Annotated in this window: 6 protein-coding genes; 2 read left to right on the forward strand and 4 right to left on the reverse strand. The window is 36.9% G+C overall.

The window, feature by feature from the left end; translation table 11 throughout:
* Positions 1-1311 (forward strand): hypothetical protein (locus tag M3197_RS17050; RefSeq protein WP_251663071.1); only part of this gene is annotated, 1311 nt, incomplete at its 5' end.
* A gap of 139 nt (positions 1312-1450) precedes the next feature.
* Here the strand turns inward: M3197_RS17050 and M3197_RS17055 are convergent.
* Positions 1451-2035, reverse strand: coding sequence for a sugar O-acetyltransferase (locus M3197_RS17055; protein ID WP_349774156.1), 585 nt, complete (start codon positions 2033-2035; stop codon positions 1451-1453).
* 312 nt (positions 2036-2347) lie between these two features.
* Here M3197_RS17055 and M3197_RS17060 point away from each other — a divergent pair.
* A protein-coding gene (locus M3197_RS17060; RefSeq protein ID WP_432814015.1) for an IS3 family transposase occupies positions 2348-3459 on the forward strand; the annotation gives its coding sequence in 2 pieces (ribosomal slippage) (positions 2348-2600 and positions 2600-3459; 1113 coding nt in all).
* A gap of 415 nt (positions 3460-3874) precedes the next feature.
* Here the strand turns inward: M3197_RS17060 and M3197_RS17065 are convergent.
* The 3 genes from M3197_RS17065 to M3197_RS17075 form a co-directional block, all read right to left on the reverse strand.
* A complete protein-coding gene (locus tag M3197_RS17065; protein WP_251663076.1) occupies positions 3875-4327 on the reverse strand; it encodes an NUDIX hydrolase in 453 nt (150 codons plus the stop codon).
* A gap of 955 nt (positions 4328-5282) precedes the next feature.
* On the reverse strand, positions 5283-5426 hold the full coding sequence (locus M3197_RS17070) for a hypothetical protein (protein WP_251663078.1): 144 nt from the start codon (positions 5424-5426) through the stop codon (positions 5283-5285).
* Positions 5427-5872: 446 nt separating this feature from the next.
* A complete protein-coding gene (locus M3197_RS17075) occupies positions 5873-6739 on the reverse strand; it encodes a GNAT family N-acetyltransferase (protein WP_251663080.1) in 867 nt (288 codons plus the stop codon).
* Positions 6740-7105: the final 366 nt, after the last annotated feature.

Here is a 7105-nt window from a genome sequence, read left to right on the forward strand (position 1 = left end):
CGTACCCATGGACGTTTGAAGATTCAAATATCTAATTATTATTGTTTATCTGCGTGTCAAAAAAATATTTTTGGCACCCTAACAACGGGTCAAACCGTTGATACATCAACATTTATAGAGGGAGGAGTTAAGTTGAAAAAATTATTCTTCTTAGTTTTATCCACTCTATTCGCAGCAAGTACACTCTTATCACCGTCTCAAGCCTCTGCGAGTACTATTGATGTCGTTGCTGAATCAAAATCTATCTATTTGACGTATTTTCAACAAGGTAAGCACGTAGACAATACCAAATTAGGTCTTACTCATAATGGATATGGGTCAAAATCTAGTGTAAACCCTGGTTTTTTTCGCGCAGCGCAAGATGGTCTGTTTTTGACAAGTTTATATAATCGATTAAAAGCTAATAATGATCCTTTAGCGGCATCTGTTCGAACAGATGCAATTGCAACTTTAGATCATTTGAAAGCGCGGATGGATCTAAGTAAAACCAAGCATGCTAATAGCTGGTTCAATAATGCAACTCAATCACCCGATACTAGTATGTTACTCTTAGCTTTTGCCAAAGCCTACGGTCAGTTGGATTTAAATTCAACTCAGAAAGCCAATTATAATTCTATAATGAATGAGATGCTTTCGGCGTTACAAACGGCTAAGAATCTTCATATCAGCAATGGTTCTGTTGACTCTTGGATAGCCCCATCTATGACGAGTTGTGGGGCAGTATTAAAATCCAAGGCTTCTAATAATATATTTGCTTTAGCTTCCGGTGGAATTGGTGCATACGCTCTTTATGTTGGTGGAACGCAAAATCCTTACCGTGGGGTCATGACCGACTTTGCGTCTTATGTACGTGATACACAGTTATCAAACGGATTATGGCTAATTGGTGGAGGTCGTGAGGATAGTTGTAAGATGGCTGTTGGATACGATACTTGGTCTGTAATGGGCTCAGCTCTTGCAGGTATGGGATCTACTGGAGTAACTTCTAACCCAAGTTCATCATTTTTCAATGCTGCAGTTAGCGGTGTAAAAGGAATAAACGCTCACTACGTTGCTTCAAATGGGGTTATGAGAGAATATAGTAATGGGTTGACGGGGAGTGGTATCATAGCTGAAGGAGCAGCCGTTCCAGCTTACGCATTAGCCGTTTCCTATGTTGGCACCTCAGATGCAAAAGCATTATTCAACACACTGTATCCTTCAGCAAAAAGCAGTTTGGAACCCGCTTCTGCTATTAACAGCGATAATGGCACACCAAATTTCCATCGTTTGATTCAAGGGCTCTCGGGAGCTTTGGACAGCAATTTCTAATAAAAAGGCGACCGCTCAATTAAGAGTAGTCGCCTTTTTCCTAAATCTGGATGCGGCAATGAATTACAGTTTAACGATTTTTTATCATGGTTATGTCACAATCGCGTCCGATTATGGAAGATTTTTCGATTTGATACACTTATTTATTTTCCCTAATAGTACGGCATGGATTACCATGAGCTATTACATTATCCGGAATATCTTTTGTAACAACACTTCCTGCACCTATTACAACATTATCTCCAATGGTTACGCCAGGCATAATTACCGCTGAGCCACCAATCCAAACATTATTACCAATAGTGACGGGAGCTGTCTGTGTTTTACAAAATTCAAACGAACCGTCTTGTTTAGGTTCTCCAAATCGATCAACAGCATTTGTTGGATGAAATGCTGTGTAAATATTTACATTTGGAGCGATAAGCGCATTATCTCCAATAGTGATCTTATTATCATCTAAAAATATACAATTCATATTCACTTCGCAATTATTTCCGAAATAAATATTTTCCCCATAATCAACAAAAAACGGTGCTACAATCCATAGATTTTTTCCACTTCCACCTAGTAATTCATTTAATATTTTACCTTTCTTATCTAAATCATTAGAATCAGCTTGATTGTAATCTCTTGTCAAGTCTTTTGCTTTATACCATTGTTCTAATAATCCCGGATCACCACCATCATAAAGTTCCCCAGCTAACATTTTATATCGTTCTGTCATTTTCATTCCTCCAATTTTTGAAGTATATTTTGTTAGTCTTTATATTTTAGATTTATGATAAATACTAACAGTATTCGAGCTTTTTATTTTAATAAATAATTTATTAACTTCAATAATCTGGTCAGTTTGCTGAACATACGTATCCAATTCCACTTCTAGATTATAACAAACTCCTCAATGAATTGTCAGACTTTATTTAGATAACAGATATAACAAACTTTCTTCGAAAATAAAAAATGTATAGGCTACACTGACTTGGACAATGTAATTAGGGTCTTGTAGAATACAACCAAAGAGATGAGGAGAATCTACATGACTGAAAAAAGAGCGAGACGGACCTATACCAAGGAATTTAAAAACCAAATTGTACAGCTACATGAAAACGGTAAACCACGTACAGATATTCTTCGTGAGTACGATCTAACCTCCACTACTTTTGATAATTGGGTGAGGCGTCACAAAGCTACTGGATCTTTTGAAGAAAAAGATCAGCGTACAGACGAAGAGAATGAATTAATTAAATTACGTAAAGAGAACCAACGTCTCCTAATGGAGAATGATATTTTAAAGCAAGCCGCGCTGATCATGGGACGAAAGTAGATGTGATTCAAAACAACCGTCACAAATACTCGGTATCAGCAATGTGCGACGTCCTAGGGATCGCAAGAAGCACATTCTATTACACTTCCGTTAAACAACCGGAGAATAGAACCCTGCAAAAAGATATCAAGGAAATTTTTAAACAGAGTCGAAACAATTACGGAACACGTAAAATCAAAAAAGAATTAGAGAAGATCAACCGGACGGTTTCTAGACGTCGTATTGGTCGTGTCATGAAGCAAACGGGGCTTGTATCCAACTACACTGTCGCTCAATATAAACCGTTTAAATCAAAAGTGAATGAGGAACCTGTAAAGAATGTTCTGGCAAGAAACTTTAATGGCCAAGAAGAACTGGCTGTGGTTGTCAGCGATTTAACATACGTAAGAGTCAATGGAAGATGGAATTATGTATGCTTATTTGTCGATCTTTTTAATCGAGAAATCATCGGCTACAGCGCTGGTCCCGAAAAGACAGCTAAGCTTGTATACAAGGCCCTGTCTAGCATTGAACGCAGCTTGGATCGCATCCAATTATTCCATACAGACCGTGGAAGTGAATTTAAAAATCAACTAATTGACGAAGCTTTAGAAGCTTTTGGCATCGGAAGGTCACTTAGCATGAAAGGATGCCCGTACGACAATGCGGTAGCAGAATCAATGTTCAATGTGGTCAAAATCGAGTTCATTAAGCAAATGAAGTTTTCTTCTATCAACCAGTTAGAGCGTGAACTACAGGATTATGTGAATTGGTTCAATCGGGTCCGAATCCACGGAACGCTAGATTATCTAACGCCGATTGAGTACCGGTTAGGGACCTTATAAAAATTGTCCGATTTAGTGTTGACAAGCCAAAAACCCCATCCAATTAAGGAGGGTTTTTGCTATTCTGTTTACAAGAAGATTTGATATTGGGGTTGAATTTTTAATAACTTGTTTTTTAACAGCAAAAGAGGAGACATCTGCCCTCTCTCTTATTATTGTGCTAACCTTATTATCACTAACTTACTGAAATACAGTTAATTGATTATTAGTTTGGGTTATGCAAAAAACGCGCCCAATTAAGGATCTGTCTGCAACCCGTTGATTTCCTTCCAGGCGGATGCGTTCCGCGGGCACGGCTTCAGCTCTCGCTGTTCCCGCTGGAGTCGCCGCCCTCCTCTCCAATCAACTAGAGTGTGCTATCAAACAATCGCGTCCTATTCTTGCACAATGCTGTACAATTAAGCCCCGTTTTGTTTCAAAGACACTTCTGTATATATTCATTAATAATCGGTAAATCCGGTGGGCTTATATTAGAAGGAAGAACGGCCATATCAAAGAATTTCAAGTCTTTAACTTCATTTTCCTCTTTCTTTAATAACCCTTGATAGTCTCTACAAACATAAGCGGCAACTACATTATAAACCTCGTCACCATGAGGATACTTATAGTAAAAGTTTTGTCCTGAATAGACATTTAACAAGGTTACACTATTTGCAACTAAACCTGTTTCTTCGAATAACTCTCTTTTAGCTACTTGCTCTAATGTTTCACCTATCTCCATAGAACCACCAGCTAATCCCCAACAATTATTATCCTTACGAAGTTGTAATAATAATTCATTTTTATTATTTACAATGATTACGCATGCCCCCACCATAATTAGGGGGCGACTTCCCACCATATTTCTTAAATTCATTATGTATCCCATAGCATCCTCCGATAGCGTATAAACTTAAGCAAAATGGTTCTACTACTTAAAAAGTGCAGATCCTTATTCCGGTAACTGGACCGTTTCTTGGATGTATTTTTTATAAATCACACTCTCCGTTGCTTGGAGCGGAAAACGGAAGACTCCAAAGGGATCAGCGAAAAACGTAACGAAGAACGGCTTTTGCGAACAAAAGCAAAGCTTTGAGAGCATATATTTGCACTCGTCTCGAGACCCAGCAGGGCACAAGATTTTAGCGACCAAGGAGGCTCAAGATACACCCCACGCCCCTCGGAAAACGTTCCGTCTGGAGTGCAAAGTAACAACTTGCATGTTAGCTAATGGTCCGATAGTTGAGTAACAGTATTTATTCTACAGTACCATATTAACCCAATTTAAAGTAATTAAAATACACCTACTCCTGTGTGATTTTACGACACGTTATGGTTTATGGTCCAGATACGTCTTTAAAAAGATTGACATTAGATGTTCCTGGGTTCTGCAACAAGCGCACTAGATTGTCTGAGTTGTTGTTCTCATTTTGTATAAGTAACCTTTTTTTCCTAACTATCTGCTATAAATGAAAATAACATAAAGTAGTACTAGAATATTTTCAGAATAATTTCATTGCACTTTTTTACAACATCATTTCTGTACCACTTCCCACTTCAAAACACTCACTGTTCAATTAATTTCATTTAACAATTAGTAGCATAAACATGAACTATTACTTTTTAGTGAAGAGACTTGCACAAAAGTATCGTCTACACATAAATTAATCTTAAATTATCTAACTAGTGGCTGAATAACTTCTTTCTTGATGACCTCGATGTTTCCCATCGCCTCTTTTCGAAAATGATTGCGATCGACCATTTGTAACATCCGCATTATTCATCCATTCCATCTTCATATTTGGGGTATAGAAAAAGCACCGTTTGAACGGTGCTTAAACTTATTAATTATTGTTCTCGTCTTGTCTTTGCTCGGATGGTTCTTCAGTTGGATCAGGTTCATCTTCGTCGACTCCATTACAGCCAACTAGAAGTCCTACCGAAAAAAGAACTGATGTAAGTGCGAAAATCCCTTTTTCAATTTTCAATTAGATCCCTCCTTAATTGTAGGTTGTTCAGTCTGATAATTATTATGTACGCTTTTTAATTTTTTATTTAAGATGAGTTAAATTTTCACATCTCGAATTTGTAGGAATGTGTGGCTATACATAGAAGATGGAGCGTTTATATGGAACCGTATTGTTATCGATTAGTGCACATTTTACAAAAAAATAATTACTCTCAGCTAATTGAATAGTAAGTAAGGTGATAACTCATAATACAGTAATGAATTGATCGATTTATCTTTTTGCTAACGACAGCTACATGGATAGATTGTTGTTCATTTATTTCATCGCAAGCATACTACAATTTCGACTATCTAGTATGCAAGATAGTCAAAATTGTTATGAGTGACGTAGCTACTTCATGTATAGCATGTAGAGTATCTAATAATAAACATTATATAGAATCTTTTTGTTGTCAATCGCGTATTTTAGAGGAATTTTGTCATGAAAACTTGTGATATTGAGGTGTTTTCAAAACCGCTTTTCGTTAAAGTTGAAATGACACGACCATTTCCTTTTAAGAAGTTATAGGTTGTACGATTGATAGATTGGTCATATTCTAATGCGTGAGCTAGTAATTTGTTTAGAGCATCTTCATTTCCATTTTCTTTTACCTGAAAAAATGTAATTCTATCCGTCTTCTTCTCGAATACACAATCTTTTTTAATGAGACAAGCTGCCTCCACCTCCCCATTTTTTGAAATCATCACAACTTCCCCACCTAATTTAGGTGTGTTACTAGCATCCGTTTGCCAAGGGACGATAGTTGGAAATAAATCGGATCCAATCGATTGGGCTGCCGGAATTCTCGTGATTTCATAACCGTCAAGATCAGGTAACGTACTACTCAATACTTCATTTGCTCGTAAAAAGAGTAGATCGTCTTCCACTTTGTAACCACAACGCTCATATAAAGATATAGCTGCCTTATTTTCAGATAGAGACTCTAAAGTTGCAACTGTTACATTAAGTCCTCTTAAGAGTTTTTCGGCTTCCACCATCAAGGAATAACCCAGTTTCCTTCCCCGGTATTCTGGAATAATAGCTGTTCCACCATTCCAAGAAATCTTTTGACCATCGATTTCCCTAAGGCCCTGTAGCACAAAACCGATTGGCTCTTTTTCATTAAATGCAACGATAGATAATGCCGGAGATAAACCAGCATTACCAAATCGACTAACGAATGCATCAAAAGATAAATTCATCGGCACTAAATAGCCTTCAAATCCTCGATTAAACAGGACATGCGCGTCCTCAAAGTTTAATGAAGACATTAATTTATATGAAATGTTCATGGATTAACCTCGCTTTTTCATGTGTGTAATTTGGAAACTCGAGTAAATGAGAGATTTTTCAGTGCAGTTCATAGTGCAAAATGTAAGTATATAGTATTGCTCCTAGAGAAGTCATTTAAAAACTCTGTATCATGATTTTACAAAATATATACGTTTTTGATAGCAATAATAGGGTATTTTTGTACATCCGAGTTTTTTTGTTATGCTCAAAAACAAAAAAAGAGGTTGTCTCAATTTTATGATATGCTCCCCATAAGGTAGACAGATTAAAAAATAAAATCTGTTGACCTAAGGGGAGTATTTTTTATGGCCAGAAGTAACCATTCCGTTGAAGAGAAACTACAAATCCTTCATCTGTTAAATGAA

The organism is Sporosarcina aquimarina (assembly GCF_023715615.1).
GTDB classification, from domain to species: domain Bacteria; phylum Bacillota; class Bacilli; order Bacillales_A; family Planococcaceae; genus Sporosarcina; species Sporosarcina aquimarina_A.

Bases quoted from the DNA above. Each gene is read 5' to 3' on its own strand.
- M3197_RS17055 (WP_349774156.1), bottom strand. From the start codon at position 2,035: ATGACAGAACGATATAAAATGTTAGCTGGGGAACTTTATGATGGTGGT.
- M3197_RS17065 (WP_251663076.1), bottom strand. From the start codon at position 4,327: ATGGGATACATAATGAATTTAAGAAATATGGTGGGAAGTCGCCCCCTA.
- M3197_RS17075 (WP_251663080.1), bottom strand. From the start codon at position 6,739: ATGAACATTTCATATAAATTAATGTCTTCATTAAACTTTGAGGACGCG.